Source organism: Citrobacter sp. RHBSTW-00017, from assembly GCF_013797615.1.
Lineage (GTDB): Bacteria > Pseudomonadota > Gammaproteobacteria > Enterobacterales > Enterobacteriaceae > Citrobacter > Citrobacter braakii.
Genome location: NZ_CP056899.1, coordinates 2650598 through 2667492, shown reverse-complemented (window position 1 = coordinate 2667492; position 16895 = coordinate 2650598). Strand labels below are relative to the sequence as shown.

Annotated in this window: 16 protein-coding genes; 8 read left to right on the top strand and 8 right to left on the bottom strand. The window is 51.4% G+C overall.

Annotated elements, in window-relative coordinates:
• Positions 1-76: 76 nt before the first annotated feature.
• Together HV037_RS12870 and HV037_RS12865 are read left to right on the top strand one after the other, a co-directional pair.
• Complete coding sequence (locus HV037_RS12870; protein ID WP_103283838.1) at positions 77-916, top strand: aminoglycoside phosphotransferase family protein; 840 nt, start codon at positions 77-79, stop codon at positions 914-916.
• Positions 917-1036: 120 nt separating this feature from the next.
• Positions 1037-2065 (top strand): HoxN/HupN/NixA family nickel/cobalt transporter, encoded by a 1029-nt coding sequence (locus tag HV037_RS12865; protein WP_103283837.1) that lies wholly within the window; start codon positions 1037-1039, stop codon positions 2063-2065.
• 148 nt (positions 2066-2213) lie between these two features.
• Here the strand turns inward: HV037_RS12865 and rstA are convergent, their stop codons facing one another.
• Positions 2214-2957, bottom strand: a complete 744-nt coding sequence (gene rstA / locus HV037_RS12860) for a two-component system response regulator RstA (RefSeq protein WP_016153025.1) — start codon at positions 2955-2957, stop codon at positions 2214-2216.
• Between the two features lie 117 nt (positions 2958-3074).
• On the opposite strand from rstA, the gene HV037_RS12855 reads away from it, so the two are divergent.
• Positions 3075-3410 carry a GlpM family protein gene (locus HV037_RS12855; RefSeq protein ID WP_016153026.1) on the top strand — a complete coding sequence of 112 codons (336 nt, stop codon included), beginning with the start codon at positions 3075-3077 and terminating at the stop codon, positions 3408-3410.
• Here the strand turns inward: HV037_RS12855 and folM are convergent.
• The 3 genes from folM to ydgH all read right to left on the bottom strand — a co-directional run bounded on the left by folM (position 3407) and on the right by ydgH (position 6737).
• Positions 3407-4129, bottom strand: a complete 723-nt coding sequence (folM, locus tag HV037_RS12850; protein WP_019076752.1) for a dihydromonapterin reductase — start codon at positions 4127-4129, stop codon at positions 3407-3409. The genes HV037_RS12855 and folM overlap by 4 nt on opposite strands.
• A 36-nt stretch (positions 4130-4165) precedes the next feature.
• A complete protein-coding gene (locus tag HV037_RS12845) occupies positions 4166-5548 on the bottom strand; it encodes an amino acid permease (protein WP_016153028.1) in 1383 nt (460 codons plus the stop codon).
• A gap of 244 nt (positions 5549-5792) precedes the next feature.
• Positions 5793-6737: a DUF1471 family protein YdgH gene (gene ydgH, locus HV037_RS12840; RefSeq protein ID WP_016156455.1), complete on the bottom strand. Its 945-nt coding sequence runs from the start codon at positions 6735-6737 to the stop codon at positions 5793-5795.
• 525 nt (positions 6738-7262) lie between these two features.
• Between ydgH and pntA the strand changes: the two genes are divergently transcribed.
• The 3 genes from pntA to HV037_RS12825 all read left to right on the top strand — a co-directional run bounded on the left by pntA (position 7263) and on the right by HV037_RS12825 (position 11547).
• On the top strand, positions 7263-8792 hold the full coding sequence (gene pntA, locus HV037_RS12835) for a Re/Si-specific NAD(P)(+) transhydrogenase subunit alpha (protein ID WP_029139532.1): 1530 nt from the start codon (positions 7263-7265) through the stop codon (positions 8790-8792).
• A 10-nt stretch (positions 8793-8802) separates the two neighbouring features.
• On the top strand, positions 8803-10191 hold the full coding sequence (pntB, locus tag HV037_RS12830) for a Re/Si-specific NAD(P)(+) transhydrogenase subunit beta (protein WP_016153031.1): 1389 nt from the start codon (positions 8803-8805) through the stop codon (positions 10189-10191).
• Between the two features lie 159 nt (positions 10192-10350).
• Entirely contained in the window at positions 10351-11547 is a 1197-nt protein-coding gene (locus HV037_RS12825) for a multidrug effflux MFS transporter (protein WP_103283836.1), read from the top strand.
• Between the two features lie 32 nt (positions 11548-11579).
• Here the strand turns inward: HV037_RS12825 and HV037_RS12820 are convergent, their stop codons facing one another.
• Positions 11580-12614 (bottom strand): AI-2E family transporter, encoded by a 1035-nt coding sequence (locus HV037_RS12820; protein ID WP_016156458.1) that lies wholly within the window; start codon positions 12612-12614, stop codon positions 11580-11582.
• Between the two features lie 416 nt (positions 12615-13030).
• Between HV037_RS12820 and mdtJ the strand changes: the two genes are divergently transcribed.
• Entirely contained in the window at positions 13031-13396 is a 366-nt protein-coding gene (gene mdtJ / locus HV037_RS12815; protein ID WP_161623250.1) for a multidrug/spermidine efflux SMR transporter subunit MdtJ, read from the top strand.
• Positions 13383-13712, top strand: a complete 330-nt coding sequence (gene mdtI / locus HV037_RS12810) for a multidrug/spermidine efflux SMR transporter subunit MdtI (protein ID WP_016153035.1) — start codon at positions 13383-13385, stop codon at positions 13710-13712. The genes mdtJ and mdtI overlap by 14 nt, the downstream gene beginning before the upstream one ends.
• 34 nt (positions 13713-13746) lie before the next feature.
• On the opposite strand, the gene HV037_RS12805 is transcribed toward mdtI, so the two are convergent.
• The 3 genes from HV037_RS12805 to HV037_RS12795 all read right to left on the bottom strand — a co-directional run bounded on the left by HV037_RS12805 (position 13747) and on the right by HV037_RS12795 (position 16859).
• Entirely contained in the window at positions 13747-14568 is an 822-nt protein-coding gene (locus HV037_RS12805; protein ID WP_016156459.1) for a serine protease, read from the bottom strand.
• A gap of 270 nt (positions 14569-14838) precedes the next feature.
• Positions 14839-15234 carry an acid resistance repetitive basic protein Asr gene (asr, locus tag HV037_RS12800; RefSeq protein ID WP_003028934.1) on the bottom strand — a complete coding sequence of 132 codons (396 nt, stop codon included), beginning with the start codon at positions 15232-15234 and terminating at the stop codon, positions 14839-14841.
• 137 nt (positions 15235-15371) lie between these two features.
• A complete protein-coding gene (locus HV037_RS12795) occupies positions 15372-16859 on the bottom strand; it encodes a carboxypeptidase M32 (protein ID WP_016156460.1) in 1488 nt (495 codons plus the stop codon).
• Between the last annotated feature and the right edge of the window lie 36 nt (positions 16860-16895).

Sequence of the window (16895 nt, the reverse complement as noted above, 5' to 3'; positions counted from 1 at the left end):
CAACCAGCAGAAAGCAGGAATAATGTCTACACCGTCCCTGTCGAGGGTCATTTCCGGCGAAAAATGAGGATAATGTTTGGAAATTAGTCTGTTCAACACCTGGCTCAGCCGTTGGGGACTTACTCCTGATGGCCAACCGCTTGAGACGCACACATCACAGCTTTTGCCCGTGGTGACCAAAGATGGTCAGAAAGCCATACTCAAACTCACCGATGATGACAGTGAACGAAACGGCTGCAAACTAATGGTCTGGTGGAACGGGAATGGTGCTGCGAAAGTGCTTGCTCATGCAGCAGGGGCGATTCTGTTAGAACGTGCAACCGGGGCGGGGTCTTTAGCGGACATGTCCTGGTCCGGCAATGATGCGCAGGCCTGTCGCATTATTTGCCATGCAGCCAGTCGACTCCATCTCCCCCGGAATGCGTCAACGCCTGCGTTAACACCGCTGCTTTATTGGTTTCGCGATCTGGCTCCTGCCGCGAAAAAGCATGGCGGCATCCTGACGCATTGTGCAGAGGTGGCAAACGTATTGCTCTCCTCTCCCCAGAATGAAGTCGTATTGCACGGTGACTTACACCACGGCAATATTCTTGATTTCGGAACGAAAGGATGGCTGGCTATCGATCCTAAAGGGCTGGTGGGCGAGCGTGGCTTTGATTACGCCAATATTTTTACTAATCCCGATCTTGCCGACCCCACCAAACCTGTCGCCATTGAGCCAGAAATATTCGCACAACGGGTAAATATTGTGTCTGAAATCGCGAGGATTGAACGGCAGCGTTTGCTGATGTGGATTATTGCCTGGTGTGGGTTGTCGTCTGCCTGGTTTCTGCAAGAAGGAGACTGCGCCACGATACCCCTGCGCATCGCAGAGTTAGCGAGCGCGGAACTCGCTTTTGGGGGTAATCAATTTTGATCTACGACACTGGGCTGGTAATTCTTTAGAGTTATCATTAGCCTGGTAAATGTTTTATTAATCAATCAGTGAACGGCGGTGTAGTGTGTTTTTTAGCGCAAATTTGACAGGCTGTGAGCAATGAACGCATTGTTTTTATTATTAAAAAAACGCCCGAACATTATTTTGTTGATGGTCTTACTCATCGGGGCAAACATCGTGGCGTGGCTGTGGGCTTTCACCGCGTTTAGCAACAACACGTCGTTACTGGCGCTTAGTCTGATCGCATGGTGCTATGGTTTGCGCCATGCTGTTGATGCCGATCATATCGCCGCGATAGATAGCGCTACGCGCAAACTTATGCAGCAGAAAAAACGCGCCCTGACGACGGGAGCCTGGTTTTCCCTGGGGCATTCCACCATTGTGGTACTGGCAAGCATTGGCATTGCGTTGACCACCAGCGTGTTTAAGCAACACATGGCATGGTTTCAGAATGTCGGCGGTCTGATAGGTACCACGGTCTCTGCCGTATTTCTGCTGATTCTGGCTACCATTAATCTCGTTATATTCTGTCATGTCTGGAAGGCTTTTCGTCATCTAAAACGCACCGGTACTTACGATGGCACCACAGAGGAAATGACAGTTTCAGGCCCGCTGAACTGGCTTTTCCGCTCGGCGTTTCGGCTGGTAGGCAAAGACTGGCATATGTATTTTGTCGGCTTTTTGTTTGGCCTGGGTTTTGATACCGCTACTGAAATTTCTCTGCTCGGAATTTCTGCTTCAAGCGCGTCCAGTGGCATGTCGGTGTGGTCAATTCTCGTGTTCCCGACGCTGTTTACCTGCGGCATGGCGCTGATTGACTGCCTTGACAGTATCCTGATGGTTGAGGCCTACGGATGGGCATTCAATAAGCCGCAGCGTAAGCTCTATTACAATATGACCATCACCGGGACCTCGGTAATTGTTGCGCTTTTTATTGGCGGGCTGGAGGCGCTGGGGCTTCTCTCTGACGCATTTTCGCTCCAGGGAGGTTTGTGGGATACCGTCAGCGAGTTGAGTGACCATATGGGGAATGTCGGGTTTGCGATTATTGGCGTCTTTATCGGCTGCTGGATTATTTCTGCAGTAAATTACCGTTGGAAAAAATACGACGGGCAGACGTTTAGTTGACACAAAAGAAAGCCTTCCGTGAAAGGGAAGGCTTGGATCTTACTTGAGGGCTGACTAATTCGCGGTGATGATACTCACCATCTTCATCACCCAAATCTGGATGATATTAAAAGTGACGGTGTAACGTATAATGGTCGGCCCGGAGGGATTACATTTGAGGTTCATCGTCCCAGGCGTGCGGTGCGAACAGATAACCTTTGTTGCGCACCGTTTTGATTCGATAGGGTTCAGTCGCGTTATCGAGCAGTTTTTTGCGTAACCGGGAAATCGCGACATCAACGCTGCGATCCATGCCGTCATAACTTACGCCGCGCAGGTTCTTCAGCAGCGCATCGCGGTCCATAATTTGCCCGGCATGGGTTGCCAGCTCCCACAGTAATTCAAAATCTGCGGTGGAAAGAGAGACTTGCTCGCCGCCGAGCAGCACGGAACGATTGGTTGGGTCGATAGTGAGTGTGCCAAAGCGCAGCGTCGTGTGCGGCGTGATGGTTGCCGCCTGAATGCCTTTAGACTGGACTGAATGTTCATTCTGGCGCAGATGCAGACGCAGGCGAGCAAGCAGCACTGCTGGCGGCGTTGTCTTCAGAATATAGTCACAGGCACCCATTTCCAGCGCCAGAATATGGTTCATATCGCTGTCCAGCGAGGTGAGCAGGACAATTGGACCCTGCCAGCGTCCGCGTAAATCGCGGCAGATAGTCATCCCATCTTTGCCCGGCAGCATGATATCTAATAACACCAAATCGGGTTGAACTTGCAGGATTTTCTCCTCGGCCAAATCACCTCGAGGCTCAACGATAACCTCAATATCATGCCGGGCCAGATAGGCTGCAATCAGCGAGCCAACTTCGGGATCATCTTCAACAAATACGATGGTGTTCATATCATTCATTTTGAATATAAAACGCCAACATACACCGCCCCGGTTTTTCCTTCCATTAATCTTTTCTAAACAAGAACGCTTCCGTTATGCTAGGGGCTGATGTTATTGATGTGTTAAGGCAGAGTGATGGGACTCGTTATAAAAGCGGCGCTCGGTGCGCTGGTGGTGGTGTTAATTGGTGTGCTGGCGAAAACAAAGAACTACTATATTGCCGGATTAATTCCGTTGTTCCCGACCTTTGCGTTGATTGCCCACTATATCGTGGCCAGTGAACGTGGGATCGAAGCGTTACGTACAACCATTGTCTTCAGCATGTGGTCGATTATTCCCTATTTTGTTTACCTCGTTTCGCTGTGGTATTTCACCGGATTTATGCGCTTACCCGTTGCGCTCGGCGGTTCAGTGGTGTGCTGGGGCCTGAGCGCGTGGTTGCTTATTTTTTGTTGGATTAAACTGCACTAACGCAGATGACGCCCGCCATCAAGGGCAAAACTACGCCCGGTGACAAAACAGCTGGTCAACAGATAGTCAATTAAATCAATGACCTCTTTTTCACCCGGCGCTGTTTTCATCAGTGATTTGTTCAATGCCTGCTGACGATACTCTGCATCGTCACCCTCGTTAAACAGGATTAGCGAGGGGGCGATCGCGTTCACTTTTACTTCCGGTGCCAGTTTGCGCGCGAACGAGCGGGTCATATTGTCCAGCGCCGCTTTGCTGGCTGCATAAGCGATGTGCTTATCGCTGCCACGCTCCACAACATAATCTGTAAAATGGATAATATCGCTGGCCGCGTGTCCATGCCCGCGCAGCAATCCTTCCAGCGCGTGGTTGAGCAGGTAGGGGGTATTGACGTGAATCTGCATCATGGCTGACAGCACTTCGGTTAACGGCGCACCGGGCTTTTCTGCAAGCCAGGCACTGGCATTATGCACAATACCGCGCAGGCCATCCGTCTGTGCTTTGACCTCATCCGCAAAGGCCAGTACGCCTTCATCGGTGGAAAAATCAGCCTGGATACACAGCGCCCCCGCATCTCGCAGGCCATCAATAGCCGGATAATGCGTGCGGTAGCTAACGATAACTGGCTGTTTTTGATTAATAAAGTGCCATGCGACGGCGAGGCCGATACGTCGACCTCCTCCGGTGATAAGAATTGGCAAAGGGGGTTTTTTACCCATCGTAATCTCCATGTGTCGCGAACGATGGGGACAATGTTACCCCATCAACATCCAGGTCGCCGGAACAGCAGCAACAAGCAGCAGGCCGATCAGCGCCATTTCCTGGCGTTTTAATACGTTTTCATGCGCGTGTGTTTTACGGGCATAAAGGAAAACCAGCAGCCCTGGCGCATACAGCACCACAGACAGCAGCAGGTGCATCGGACCTGACGCATACAATAACCATATGCCATAAATACTCGCTCCGATACCGACAGCCTTATGAATTGGACGAGTGGCAATTTTCAGCAGAAATGCGCCGACCAGTAAATAGGGCACCAGAATCATTTCTGAGGCGATGGTTAATAACGTATTGTAGTCGGAACCTGTGAGCCAGATCAGCACCAGGCAAATCTGTACGCAGATGTTGGTCAGCCACAGCGACGCCGATGGCGCGCCTTGCGCGTTCTGCCGCGCAAAAATGCGTGGAAACGCTTTGTGCGTGGAGGCGAGGAACGGCACTTCCGCCGCCATAATCGTCCAGCTTAAATAAGCACCGCACACGGAGACAATCAGGCCTGCGGCAATAATAATTTCCCCCCATGGCCCCATCATTTTCACCATCAGACCGGCCATTGACGGGTTGCGGATCTCCGCCAGTTCGGGACGCGCGACAACGCCCAGAGACAGCAGGGTGACAAGCAGATAAACGCCCAGCGCGGCGAGTACCGCCAGCAGCGTAGCGCGTCCGACATCGCGTTTGTTTCTGGCACGAGCTGAAACCACCACCGCGCCTTCCACACCGATGAAAACCCACAGGGTGATGAGCATGGTGTTTTTTACCTGCTCCCAGACGGGAACGCCCAACGCTACGCCGGTAAAATCGAGGGTAAAGGTGTCGAGCTTAAACAGCATAAACGCCAGCACGATAAACAGACCAAGCGGCAGTAATTTCGCCAGCGTCGCCACCAGGTTAATACTGGCTGCCGTTTGCACACCACGCAGCACCAGAAAATGGACCACCCACAACAGCACCGATGCGCCAACAATCGACTGCCAGGTATTACCGTCGCCAAACAGACGTAACTCCGGCGTGTCGGTAAAGAAGCTGAGCGCAGAGAAAACAATCACCAGATACGAAACGTTAGCGATAACAGCACACAGCCAATATCCCCACGCGGAGCAAAAGCCAATCAGCTCACCGAAACCTTCACGTGCATAGGTAAATATGCCGCCATCCAGTTCAGGACGGATACGCGTCAGAATCAGCATGGCAAAGGCGAGCAAAAGGATACCTGCACCGGTAATCGCCCAACCAATCAGTAATGCAGCCGGGCTTGCTACCGCCGCCATATTTTGTGGCAGGCTGAAAACACCAGCGCCGAGCATTGAGCTTAAAACCAGCGCGGTGAGTGCGCTCAGACCCAATTTCTTTTCCATTTGTATCCAGTGACAAAAACGAGAGTGAGAGAATAATTATTTTGGCAAACCGCATAAAAATGGTGAAAGCCACTAAGGCGCGGGATTTTACGGAGAGAAGAGAACGCATGCAATGGGGATAGAGAGATTTGTGACTAATAGTGTGAAAAGTAGTCTTAATACTGCTGTTTTTGTTTCGCCCGAGGGGAGGATGGCGGGAAATTATCAGGTCTACAAGGCTGTAGACCTGATAAGGTACTGAGTATTACTTATACAGGTCAGCGCTGATGGTCATGTTATTACCACGTTCAGACCACTGCCGGGTGATGTGATAATACTTAGCGCCTTTCTTCGCTGCGCGTTTGGCAACCTGGTAAGAGATTTCAGTCATGTTGCCATAGTTACCGGTGAACTTGATGCTGTCGAACGGCACCATCATAGCGGCGGTTGCTTTGTTCAGTTCTTCAACTTTGGTTCCATCTGGGAGCGTGACAGTGTAACGCCCACCTTTGGTGGATTGCGTTTCGAAGAAACGACCGACTTCAGCGCTCGGAGACGCGGTAGTCGCAACGCCTGGGATCTCAACTTTCTTCGCGGCTTCGCCACCGGCAGCTAATGCGGCACGTCCGGCATCTGAATCTGCTGGGATCGCATCAGGGCTTTGTACTACGCGTTTTTTCGCATCAGCTTTATAGATAAATGCGGTAATACGCTGGTTGCCGCCCTGGTTGGCATCGACCTGGCGCACGATGTAGAAGGAGTAAGCGCCTTTCTCTTTCGCTGCTTTGGTGATGGCATCGTTCACTTCAGGCTGGCTGCGGTAGAAACCCTGCACCGTAACGGTATCGAATGGTTCTATCAGAACGGCTTGATCTTTCGGTAATTCCATAACGCCGTTAATGACACGGTTTTTGGACGCTTCCGCTTTTTCAGCATCGGCTTTATAGATGTCGGCTACAACGCGCCAGTTACCGCCGCTGCCAAAATCTGAGGTATCAACAACATAAAAGGAGGCTGCACCGTCTTTATCTGCACGGCGTGATACGGCGGTCACCGCGTCACCGATAGCATTAAAACGACCGGTAACCACAATGCGGTCATAGGGTTTCAGGGCAGCCGCTTGCTCCGGCGTCAATTCTGTCGCTGCATTTACAGAAAAAGCAGTCGCAGAAATAAGTGCGGACGCCAGGAGAGTGTTCTTAAGCTTCATAAAAATAATCCTTCGCCTTGCGCAAACCAGGTACTGGTATTGTTATTGACTAGAAACGTCGCTGATTATTGCATTTAAATTGTGTCAGTGTCTGCGTCATTTTTCACTCATCGTGCCACGTGACGTAACAACACAGATAACATTTTGTGATATGTCGAAAATTTCGGCGTTTGGCGACCAAAACTGATAAAGCAGTTGAATTTCATAAGTTAATTTAATGTTAATCAATTGTTTTTGGCAGGCACGTAATCATGTTTTGCCGCTTCGCTTGAGCGAATTATCAGCCTTTGTGGGCTATTTTTAGGGTATTTTATCTGCCAGCGGTTCGATTCATCTCTATTTCGCGAATTTCATAATAAATACTGTTTTTTGGCGCTAGATCACAGGCGTCATTTTCAGTAGGTTATACAGAGTTTGTTACTGTTTTATTTTATTGGGGTAACACTGACCTCTTTCGAGAGTGCGCGCATGCCTCGTGCGAACATTGATAAACCATCATCACAAATACAGATGGAAGGGAACATTATGCGAATTGGCATACCAAGAGAACGGTTAACCAATGAAACCCGCGTCGCAGCTACGCCGAAGACGGTTGAGCAGCTGCTTAAGTTGGGTTTCAGCGTCGCGGTTGAAAGCGGTGCAGGTCAACTGGCAAGTTTTGACGATAAGGCGTTTGTACAAGCAGGCGCAGAAATTGTTGACGGAAATGCCGTCTGGCAGTCAGAGATCATCCTGAAGGTCAACGCGCCGGAAGAGGCGGAAATCCCGTTGCTTAACCCGGGCACGACGCTGGTGAGTTTTCTTTGGCCCGCGCAAAACCCTGAGCTGTTGCAGAAGCTGGCAGAGCGCAACGTGACGGTTATGGCGATGGACTCCGTGCCGCGTATTTCGCGCGCGCAGTCGCTGGATGCCTTAAGCTCGATGGCGAATATCGCCGGGTATCGTGCCATTGTTGAAGCCGCTCATGAATTTGGCCGCTTCTTCACCGGCCAGATCACCGCCGCGGGCAAGGTTCCACCTGCCAAGGTCATGGTGATTGGTGCGGGTGTAGCTGGTCTGGCAGCTATCGGTGCGGCAAACAGCCTGGGCGCTATCGTTCGTGCTTTTGACACCCGTCCGGAAGTGAAAGAACAAGTTCAGAGTATGGGCGCTGAGTTCCTCGAACTGGACTTTAAAGAAGAGGCCGGCAGCGGCGACGGTTACGCCAAGGTGATGTCCGAAGCGTTCATCAAAGCCGAAATGGCGCTCTTCGCCGCGCAGGCGAAAGACGTTGATATTATCGTTACCACCGCGTTGATTCCGGGCAAACCGGCACCGAAACTGATCACCCGTGAAATGGTCGATTCGATGAAGGCGGGCAGCGTGATTGTCGATCTCGCCGCGCAAAACGGCGGTAACTGCGAATACACCGTGCCTAACCAGGTGACCACCACCGAGAACGGGGTGAAGGTTATTGGTTATACCGATCTGCCAGGCCGACTGCCGACGCAGTCTTCCCAGCTTTATGGCACGAACCTCGTTAACCTGCTCAAGCTGTTGTGCAAAGAGAAAGACGGCAATATCACCGTCGATTTTGACGACGTAGTCGTACGTGGCGTTACGGTGGTTCGCGAGGGTGAAATCACCTGGCCTGCGCCGCCGATCCAGGTTTCTGCTCAGCCGCAGGCTGCGCCAAAAGCCGCGCCCGCGCCGAAAGAAGAGAAAAAACCGGCCTCACCGTGGCGCAAATATGCGTTGATGGCACTGGTCGTCATACTGTTTGGCTGGCTTGCTGATGTCGCGCCGAAAGAGTTCCTGGGGCACTTTACGGTGTTCGCGCTTTCCTGTGTAGTGGGTTACTACGTGGTCTGGAATGTGTCGCACGCGCTACACACTCCGCTGATGTCCGTGACGAACGCTATCTCCGGGATCATCGTTGTCGGGGCGTTATTGCAAATTGGCCAGGGTGGCTGGGTGAGTTTCCTGAGCTTTATCGCGGTGCTTATTGCCAGCATTAATATTTTCGGTGGCTTCACCGTGACTCAGCGCATGCTGAAAATGTTCCGGAAAAACTAAGGGGTAACATATGTCTGGAGGATTAGTTACAGCTGCATACATTGTTGCCGCGATCCTGTTTATTTTCAGCCTGGCGGGGCTTTCGAAACACGAAACCTCTCAACAGGGTAACAACTACGGTATCGCCGGGATGGCGATTGCGCTGATTGCCACGATTTTTGGCCCGGAGACCGGCAACGTTGCGTGGATCCTGGTGGCGATGATCATCGGCGGCGCGATTGGTATTCGTCTGGCGAAGAAAGTCGAGATGACCGAGATGCCGGAGCTGGTGGCGATTCTGCACAGCTTCGTCGGTCTGGCGGCGGTACTGGTGGGTTTCAACAGCTACCTGTATCACGACACGGGCCTGGAACCGATTCTGGTGAACATTCACCTGACGGAAGTGTTCCTTGGTATCTTCATCGGTGCGGTGACCTTTACCGGTTCCGTGGTGGCGTTTGGCAAACTGCGCGGTAAGATCTCCTCTAAACCGCTGATGCTGCCGAATCGTCACAAAATGAACCTGGCGGCGCTGGTTGTTTCTTTCCTGCTGCTGGTGGTGTTTGTTCGTACCGAAAGCGTGGGTCTGCAGGTTCTGGCGCTGCTGGTGATGACCATTATTGCGTTAGCCTTTGGTTGGCATCTGGTGGCGTCCATCGGCGGTGCGGATATGCCGGTCGTCGTTTCAATGCTTAACTCCTATTCAGGATGGGCGGCGGCGGCGGCGGGCTTTATGCTCAGCAACGATCTGCTGATCGTCACCGGTGCGCTGGTCGGTTCTTCCGGTGCGATCCTGTCTTACATCATGTGTAAGGCGATGAACCGTTCGTTTATCAGCGTGATTGCCGGTGGCTTTGGTTCTGACGGTTCTTCTACGGGGTCTGATGAAGAAGTCGGTGAGCATCGTGAGATTAATGCGGAAGACACGGCAGAAATGCTGAAGAACTCGCACTCCGTGATAATCACCCCGGGCTATGGCATGGCCGTGGCACAGGCGCAATATCCGGTCGCTGAAATCACCGAGAAATTGCGCGCGCGCGGCATCAAGGTACGCTTTGGTATTCACCCGGTAGCAGGGCGCTTGCCAGGTCATATGAACGTACTGCTGGCGGAAGCCAAAGTACCCTATGACATCGTGCTGGAAATGGATGAAATCAATGATGATTTCGCCGATACCGATACCGTGCTGGTGATTGGCGCCAACGATACGGTAAACCCGGCGGCACAGGACGATCCGCGTAGCCCAATCGCCGGTATGCCGGTGCTGGAAGTATGGAAAGCGCAGAACGTTATCGTGTTCAAACGTTCTATGAACACCGGCTATGCTGGCGTGCAGAATCCGCTGTTCTTTAAAGAAAACACCCATATGCTGTTTGGCGATGCCAAAGCCAGCGTGGATGCGATCCTGAAAGCGCTGTAATCGTCAGCGCAAACCAAGACGGCCTCTGCGGAGGCCGTTTTTTTAATACTCCGCTATTCATGATTACCACTCATAAACCCATACGGTTTTAACCGTCTAATCACCGTAAAACGCCGTGTATATACTGCTTCCTGACTTTTTAGAACATAACAGGGCGCTATGCGTACACGTAAACATGCCTCGTCGGCGGCTATAGCAAGCCAGACTGGTCTTACTTTTATTCTGATCCTCAGTGGCCTGATGGCCTTTGCCTCGCTTTCCACCGACATTTATCTTCCGGCAATGCCGACAATGGCAGAGGATTTACATGGCAATGTAGAACTGACGATCACCGGTTTTTTGGTAGGTTTCGCCATTGCGCAATTGATTTGGGGGCCGATAAGCGATCATCTGGGACGGCGTAAACCGCTGTTAATTGGCATGGTGCTTTTTATCATCGGCTCCGCAGGATGTGCGATGTCCACGAGTATTACGCAAATTGTTTTCTGGCGAGTTTTTCAGGCGTTTGGGGCCTGTACCGGACCTATGCTGGCGCGGGCGATGATCCGCGATCTCTTTGCACGTACTCGCGCGGCGCAAATGCTTTCAACTCTGGTGCTGGTCATGGCGATTGCGCCAATAGCAGGACCGTTGATTGGCGGACAAATTATTCGCCTGAGCACCTGGCACTCTGTTTTTTGGCTGCTGGCGGTGATAGGAGCGCTGATGTTTATCTCCTTAAACTGGCTGCCGGAAACATTGCCGGAAGAGAAACGGGTGAAAGCTTCTTTAGCTGGCGCATTTCGTAATTATCGTTCGCTATTCGCCAATGGACGTTTTATGCGCTACACCCTGAGCCTGACGTGTTATTACGTTGCCGCGTATGCGTTTATTACCGGTTCGCCGTTTGTTTATATTAGCTATTATCATGTTGAACCACAGCATTACGGCTGGCTGTTTGCGCTCAATATTGTCGGAGTCATGGTCATGAGCGTAGTAAACCGTCGTCTGGTGCAACGGCATTCTCTGGAGCAACTGCTAAAGTATGCGACGATGCTGGCGGCGCTGGCTGCAGTGGCGCTTGCGGTGCTGGTTAAGCTGGAGTCAGGTGGCGTTGAAGCCATTATCATCACCGTTTTTCTGTTTTTCTCAATGAATGGCATTATTGCTGCTACTTCAACCGCTGCTGCGCTGGACGCAGTACCGAGCATCGCCGGTTCAGCCTCCGCGCTGATTGGCGCGTTACAATACGGTAGCGGCATTATCTCGTCATTGCTGCTGGCCGCCTTCAGCGACGGAACACCATGGACTATGGCCTGGATAATTGCGTTATTTACGTTGTGTAGCGCCGTTCTGGCGCTACGTGCTACGCGCTAAACGATAAAAATGCCCGCAATGGCGGGGCGAATTCACTCTTTATTGAGATCGCTCAGCAACACGGCAATGCTTTGACCGCCGTTGGTTTGCTCAAGCGCGATTTTCACGATGATGGTCAGCGGCACAGAAAGCAGCATCCCGACAGGCCCCAGTAACCAGCCCCAGAAGATTAATGACAGAAACACCACCAGCGTAGACAACCCAAGTCCACGCCCCATGATCCGTGGTTCGAGGATATTTCCGAACACCAGGTTAATGACCAGATAACCTGCCAAAACCACCAGGGCGTCATAAAGGCCGCTAAATACCAGCACCTGAGCAATAGGGGGAATGGCGGCCAGCACCGAACCGATATTAGGAATATAGTTGAGTGCAAAGGCCAGCAGTCCCCAGACAAAGGCGAAACGCACGTCGAGTGCGGCGAGCATGCCCCAGGCTACCAGCCCGGTCACAATGCTGATCGCCGTTTTGAGCACCAGATAGTGGGAAACGCTGTCGATGGCGCGTTGAATCGCCGCCATTCCCTCAATGGGACGACTCATCATTTGTTTGAGTTTGTTGGGTAACTGCGGTACTTCCAGCAGCATAAAAACCACCGTCAACAGCAGTAAAAATATCGATGACATGGCATTAGACAACTGCGCCAGTAAATTGGTCACCAGCGTCATTGCCGCGTTCGGGTCGATATATTTGACGAGTTCATCTACGGAAACGCCGATCCCTGCGCGCTGTAACCACGGCTCAAGGTTTTTGAGTGGGATAACCAGTGAAGAGCGATACTGCGGCAGCGTTCGCGCAAGCTCGTTTAAGGATGTACCTAAATACGCTAATAGCAACACCATTAGCATCACAATAATAACAATGAGCAATGATACCGCTATTACGCGCGGTATGCGAAGTTTGACCATCCGCTGCACCACGGGGTTAAGCACGACGGCAATAAATAACGCCAGAATAAATGGGACGATGATATCTGCGGCAACGCGGATGCCGCTCAGGATGATAACCAGCATGCCCAGCATAATGACTATTTTTAGGCCGTTAAGCGTGATGATCGGTTTCGCCATGTGTATTCCTGCATTTTTCATTTTTGAATCTGAATAATAATGTGATTTGCGTCGAGCCGTTATAACAAAAATCAAATGGGGCAGGTAAAGAAGTGAAAAGACTTTGAGTTCGCATTGAAGCTATGGTACAAATCATCTGTGTTTAACTACCGAGGACAATTATCATCCGCGATGATGAGAAGCAACACTGCGGATAATTGTAATATTATGGACAATATGTTCAGGATGTTTTTGCGTTTACCTTCACTTCTTCGTACCTCCTCCACTTTCTTGCTTGCGGGTGAGCAACACTGGCGCAACGCGCTTTAGTCCCTTCTTCTGCCTGAGCTGGCGCTGTGCGCTGAGCTAACTAATTTTATTTTTTGGTTTACTGCATGCAGTAGGCCCAAAGGACTATATTCTCAAGCAGGAGAAGCATTATGTTTTACTGGATATTATTAGGTCTGGCCATCGCGGCTGAAATTACTGGTACGCTGTCAATGAAATGGGCAAGTGTCGGCCATGGTAATTCGGGCTTTATTTTAATGCTGGTAATGATTGCCTTATCGTATATTTTTCTCAGTTTTGCCGTTAAAAAAATTGCCCTTGGTGTGGCCTATGCCTTATGGGAAGGTATCGGTATTTTATTTATTACGCTGTTCAGCGTGCTGTTATTTGACGAAACCTTGTCCACGATGAAGGTGGCTGGACTGGTCTCGCTGGTGTTAGGTATTGTGCTGATTAAATCCGGTACACGAAAACCGACAAAGGCGGGCAGAGAGGTGAGCCATGCAGCAGTTTGAGTGGGTTCACGGCGCATGGCTTGGCATAGCCATTGTGCTCGAAATCGTCGCTAACGTCTTTTTGAAATTTTCAGATGGGTTTCGCCGCAAGACTTATGGCGTGCTGTCGCTGGCAGCCGTGTTAGCGGCCTTTAGCGCGCTGTCCCAGGCGGTAAAAGGTATCGACCTTTCTGTTGCCTACGCCTTGTGGGGCGGCTTCGGGATTGCCGCGACGTTAGCGGCAGGTTGGGTATTGTTTGGTCAGCGCCTGAATCATAAAGGCTGGATCGGTTTGGCGCTGCTGCTTGCCGGAATGGTGATGATTAAACTTGCCTGATCTCAGTGCTGCCCGTTACTACGGGCAGCATAGGTTATTCGTTCGCCAACTCATCCAGCTTATCGCGAAAACCGGTCACGGATATGGCGCGATTATCGGCCCGCCAGCGATCTTTCGCCGCCGGAGCGGAGCTTTGTACACCAATCAACTGCCAGCCAGTATCTGTCTTCAACATCAATGGTGAACCGCTGTCGCCTGGGAGTGTGTCGCACTGGTGCGACAAAACGGTATTCTGCGCCCAACCGGTCACCACGCAATCCTGATGCGTGTACAAGTCATCGAGATGATCTTCCGGGTAACCCGACTGCGTAACTTTACGATCTGCGGTTTTCAGCGCCGCGGTTAATGCCGCTTTATCACCTTCAAATAATGGCAGCGGTGTGATGCCAGAAGGTGGGTAACGCAGCACCACCAGACCAAAATCCCACGGGGCCGCGGAAGGCGGCACAATCCAGCCATCGCCATCGGCTTTTAAACGTTTTCCGAGCGAGGGATCTACCCGTCCTTCAATGCCGTGGATCTCGTAGCGCCAGACACCCTTTTTCGACACGAAGCGTAATGCCACGGCTTTATCCGGCTTGCCTTTCGGGGGGGTGAGTAAGCAGTGTCCGGCAGTCAGTGCCAGTCGTGGTGAAATGAGCGTGGCAGTACACAGGTTACCGCTGGCGGTTTCCAGTTGCCCGATAGCGTCCCAAGGAGATTGCGTTGGGTCAGTCACTTTTATGCGATCGTCATGACCAAAAAACAGCGTTTTTACGTTTTCTGCTTCAGCGCTGGCCGTTGCAGGCTGGTCCGCATGCGCAACGACAGGAAGTAAACAAATTGAACCCAGTAACACAGCAATGGTTTTATGCATATCACACTCTGGTGGGGAATTATGATTTTTAACAGCAAACCCTCAGTTAATACTATAGACGGGACGGCGGGAAAGTGGGAGTAAAATCAGATAACTACACTCAGGAAAGATAAAAATGCATGGCAATGAGGGCGCAAATTATCAGGGTAATAAGAATGAACTCAAAGCGATAATGTGACACCATTTTACCCTCCAAAAGGCGGCGCTAAATCAGGTTGATTTAGCGCCGTATGCTATGGCGTGGGGGACGCCATAGTAACTACAAATGTGTTATGCAGCTGGCTGAGCAGCGGGTTTAGCGGTGTCGTGTTTTACGGCTTTTTTGGTGTGTTTTTTAGCTGCCTGAGCTTTCTGCTCTGGTGCTTTTTGTTCTGCAGCGGGTTTGGTCGCTGCTTTTTTGGTGTGTTTTTTAGCAGCCTGAGCTTTCTGCTCTGGCGCTTTCTGTTCTACAGCCGGTTTTGTGGTGGATTTTTTAGCGTGTTTCTTGGCAGCCTGCGCTTTCTGCGGCGCTGCTTTGTGCTGTTTTTTATGATGAGTGGTTTTTGCCGGAGCTGCTTTGGTGGTTGCAGCAGCAGCCGGAGCGGTGGTAGCAGTTGTTTCAGCAGCAAATGCAGCAGAAGACAGACCCATAGCAGCGGCAACAACCAGAGCTAATACTTTTTTCATTCTCATACCCTCGATTTGGTTTTTCATTCAACCCCACTGCGGGGCCGTTGAAATAACTATATCGCTGTAATCACAGGGCTTCCGTGAGTCATTGGTTTCGACGTGTAACGATATGTACAATGACTCACGGTATGAGATTACAAATAGCGGGCTTCCAGATGAGCGCGGAAATAACGGCTGCTGAGCGGCTCTCCGGTGGCCTGGGTAATAAGCTGTTCAGTGGTGAAACGGCTGCCATGCTGCCAAATATTCTGACGTAACCAGTCAAACAGGGCACCAAACTCACCTTGCGCAATAGACTGCTCTAAATCAGGCAATGCACGCTTAGCGGCACTGAATAACTGCGCCGCATACATGGCGCCTAAAGTATAGGAAGGGAAGTAGCCAAAGCCGCCATCGGTCCAGTGAATATCCTGCATACAACCATTACGATAGTTGCCGATGGTTGACAGCCCCAGCCAGGACTGCATTTTCTCATTCCACAATGCCGGGATATCATCCACTTCAATATCGCCATTAATGAGTGCGCGTTCGATTTCATAACGCAGGATAACGTGAGCAGGATAGCTCACCTCGTCGGCATCAACACGGATAAAACCGGGTTTAACCTGCTGGTTCCAGGCGATGAAATTGCTTTCTTCAAACGCAGCCTGATCGCCAAAGTGGCGCGTCACAGCAGGAATTAACCGCGTCAGAAATGCTTTACTGCGCCCCAGTTGCATCTCAAAGAACAGACTCTGGGACTCATGAATAGCGGTTGAGCGTGCCAGGGCGATAGGTTGCCCTGACCAACTGTGCGGCAGATTTTGCTCATAGCGGGCGTGACCGGTTTCATGGATCACGCCAAACAGCGCGCTAAGTAATTCGTTTTCATCATAGCGGGTGGTGATACGCACATCTTCAGGTACGCCACCACAGAAGGGGTGCGCACTGATATCCAGTCGACCAGCAGTAAAATCGAATCCCAACTGCGCCATCGTTTCAAGGCCCAACTCTCGCTGGATTGCGGTTGGGAAAGGCCCAACCGGGGCGATGAGCGACTGCTGAGACTGCTTTGCCACCACCTTGTTGAGCAGATCCGGTAACCAGCTCTTAACGTCTGCAAACAAGACATCCAATTGGGCACTGGTCATCCCTGGTTCGAATATGTCCAGTAGCGCGTCATACGGCGAACAGCCTGTGGCTTCGGCACGCAGCCGGGCTTCTTCACGACTGTGCTTCACGACCTCTTTCAGGTTTTCGGAAAATCCCTCCCAGTCATTGGCTGGTCGCTGGCTGCGCCAGGCATGCTCACAGCGGCTACCCGCGAGTGATTTCGCTTCTACCAACGATTCAGGTAGTAATGATGCCTGATGATGCAGTCGCGACATTTCGCGCAGGTTGGCTTGCTCAACATCGTTAAGGTCTTCCTGTTGGGCTGCGGCGATCCACGTTGCCACCTTCGGGTCGGTTAACAACTGGTGCTCAAGCACGCTCAGCTCGGCCAGTGCTTCGCCGCGAGCTTTGCTGCCGCCAGATGGCATCATGGTAAACATGTCCCAACTGGCGATTGCCGAGAGGTGGGAGAAGCGAGAGAGCCGCTGGAACGTGCGGGTGAGCTGATGGTAATTATCATTGTTACTCATTTTTTGTTCTCGTTCTGTTTAGGTGTGGTGAGAAGT